Annotated in this window: 3 protein-coding genes; all 3 read right to left on the minus strand. The window is 75.3% G+C overall.

The features are described 5' to 3' along the window. Window positions 1-453: cell division protein FtsQ/DivIB (locus ACTUAL_RS23100; protein WP_440901707.1), on the minus strand; the 453-nt coding region annotated here is incomplete at its 3' end. After that, window positions 450-1850, minus strand: coding sequence for a UDP-N-acetylmuramate--L-alanine ligase (gene murC / locus ACTUAL_RS23105; protein WP_096496459.1), 1401 nt, complete (start codon window positions 1848-1850; stop codon window positions 450-452). The genes ACTUAL_RS23100 and murC, both read right to left, overlap by 4 nt. Then, window positions 1847-2965, minus strand: coding sequence for an undecaprenyldiphospho-muramoylpentapeptide beta-N-acetylglucosaminyltransferase (gene murG / locus ACTUAL_RS23110; RefSeq protein ID WP_096498044.1), 1119 nt, complete (start codon window positions 2963-2965; stop codon window positions 1847-1849). Before murG ends, murC begins: the two co-directional genes overlap by 4 nt. Window positions 2966-3070: the final 105 nt, after the last annotated feature.

Consider the following 3070-nt stretch of genomic DNA (forward strand, 5'->3'; position numbering starts at 1 on the left):
GGCGGGCGCGGCGGACGTGGTCGCGTAGTCCTTCCCGGTCCGGTCGAACACGTGCGCGCCGTCGTCGGCCTGCACCACGGCGACCGGGGTGCGCGCGGTGACCATTAGCAGCACCGTGCCGGGCAGGGACCGCGAGACCTCCACGTCCGCCACCCTCGGCAGCTCGCGCACCTTCGCCGCCACCGCGTCGGTGTCCAGGCTCAGGATCGGCTCGCCGGTGCCCACCTCGGCCGCCACCCGCACCTGCTCGGCGGTCAGCTCGACGTTGCCCTCCACGGCCACCTCGCCCACGCCCACCAGCGAGGTGAACCAGAGCGCGTAGCCGAGCACCACGACGGTGACGACGCTCATGACGGCGACCGCCCGCCTGCGCAGCACCGTCGCGCGGTCGGGACCGCGCGACGGCTTGCGCCGCTGCTGCGCGCGCGGGCGGCGCGCCGTCGTGGCGCTCATCCTCGGTGCGCCAGCGCGTCCACGATCACCGGGCCGAGCATGGTGACGTCGCCCGCGCCCATGGTGACCACGAGGTCGCCCTCGCGGACCAGGCCCGCGACGAGCTCGGGCACCCGGTCGAACGACGGCACGTGCCGCACCCTGCCCGCCTCCAGCGGGACGGCCTCGGCGACCAGCTCGCCGGTCACGCCGGGCTCCGGGTCCTCGCGCGCGCCGTACACGTCGAGCACGACGACCTCGTCGGCGAGCGCGAGCGCCTGCCCGAACTGGGCGGCGAACGCCTTGGTGCGCGAGTACAGGTGCGGCTGGAACACGACGACCAGCCTGCCGTCGCCCGCGACCGGGCGCGCGGCCTTGAGCTGCGCGGCGACCTCGGTGGGGTGGTGGGCGTAGTCGTCGTAGACCCGCACGCCCGCCGCGACGCCCTTGAACTCGAAGCGCCTGCGGACCCCGCCGAACGCGGCCAGGCCCTCCAGGACGCCCCAGCGGTCGGCGCCGAGCTCGACGGCGGCCAGCAGCGCGGCGACCGCGTTGCCCGCCATGTGCTCGCCGGGCACGGCGACCCGCACGTCCAGCCGCTCGCCGTCCAGCTCAACGACGGCCAGGCCGCCCGCGCCGTCGGGCCGGTGCTCGACCAGCACGGCGGCGCCCTCGCCGGTCGCGGTCCGGCCGTAGCGGCGGACCCGGATGCCGCGCTTCTCGGCGCGGTCGGCCAGCGCGGCGGAGCCCTCGTCGTCGGCGCAGGCGATCAGCACGCCGCCCGGCTCGATGCGCTCCAGGAACTCGTCGAACACGGCCACGTAGGCCTCGACGGTGCCGTGGTGGTCGAGGTGGTCGGCCTCCACGTTGGTCACGACCGCCACCGACGGCGCGAAGAACAGGAAGGAGCCGTCGCTCTCGTCGGCCTCGGCCACGAACACGCCGCCCGCGCCCTGGTGGGCGTTGGCGCCAGACTCGTTGAGGTCGCCGCCGATCGCGAACGACGGGTCCATGCGGCAGTGCTGGAGCGCCACGGTGAGCATGGACGTGGTGGAGGTCTTGCCGTGGGTGCCCGCGACGCAGGCGACCCGGTGGTCGAGCATCAGGGCGGCCAGCGCCTCGGCGCGGCGCAGCACGGCGACGCCGCGCTCGCGGGCGGCGACCAGCTCGGGGTTGTCCTCGCGGATCGCGGTGGACACCACGACGGCGGTGGGGCCGCCGTCGAGCTGGTCGAGGTTGGCGCCGTCGTGGCCGACGGCGACGTGGGCGCCCTGGGCGCGCAGCGCGAGGACCGTCCGCGAGTCCTTCGCGTCCGATCCGGACACCTCGGCGCCCCTGGCGAGGAGGATGCGGGCGATGCCGCTCATCCCGGCGCCGCCGATGCCCACCAGATGCACCCGGTCGAGGACCCCGCTCACTTGTTGACCACCTCCAGCACCATGCGCGCGAGCACGACGTCGGCCTCGCGGTGGCCGGTGGACAGCGTCGCGGCCGACATGGCGGCGAGGCGCTGGCGGTCGGCGACCAGCGGGACGACGTTGGCGGCCACCCACTCGGGGGTGAGCTGCTCGTCCGGGATCAGGACGCCGCCGCCCGCGGCGACCACGGGGTTGGCGTTGAGGGCCTGCTCGCCGTTGCCGTGGGGCAGCGGGACGAAGATGGCCGGGAGGCCGACCGCGGAGACCTCGGCGACGGTCATCGCGCCGGAGCGGCACAGGACGGCGTCGGCGGCGGCGTAGGCCAGGTCCATGCGCTCCAGGTAGGGAACGGGGACGTAGGCCGGGGTGTTCGGGACCTGCTGGACGGCCACGGTGTTCTTGGGGCCGTGGGCGTGCAGCACGCCGATGCCCGCCGCGGCGAACGCGGGGGCGGCGGCGGAGACCGCGGTGTTGATCGAGCGGGCGCCCTGCGAGCCGCCGAACACCAGCAGCACGGGAGCGGTCGGGTGCAGCCCGAACGCCCGGCGGGCCTCGGCGCGCAGCGCGGCGCGGTTCAGGGTGGTGATCGAGTGGCGGAGCGGGATGCCGATGACGCGCGCGTCCGACAGCCCCGAGTCGGGGACGGCGGCGGCGACGCGCTCGGCGAACTTCGCGCCGACCTTGTTGGCCAGGCCGGACTTCGCGTTGGCCTCGTGCACGACGATCGGCACGCGACCGCGGGCGGCGAGGTAGGCGGGCAGCGAGACGTACCCGCCGAAGCCGACGACGACGTCCGCGCCGACGCGCTCCAGCACGTCGCGGGTCTGCTTCACGGCGCCGCGCACCTTGAGCGGCAGCTTGAGCAGGTCCGCGGTGGGCTTGCGCGGCATGGGGACGGGCGGGATCAGTTCGAGGGGGTAGCCGCGGGCCGGGACGAGCCGGCTCTCCAGCCCCCGCTCGGTCCCGAGCGCGACGACCCTGGCGTCCGGCCGAAGCCTCATGACGGCGTCGGCCAGGGCGAGCGCGGGCTCGATGTGCCCCGCGGTGCCGCCCCCGGCGACGACCACGCAGGGACCGTTCTTGGCAAGCCGATCGCCGGACAGGGTGACCTCCAGGTGTGGGGGAACGCTCGTCGGACTCGACGCCGAAAAGCCTAGCAACGGCTCTGCGGGGGGCTTCTCCACCTGGGAGGTGGGTGGGTGGGGAGGTAGGTGGGTGGG

Source organism: Actinosynnema sp. (assembly GCF_052038725.1).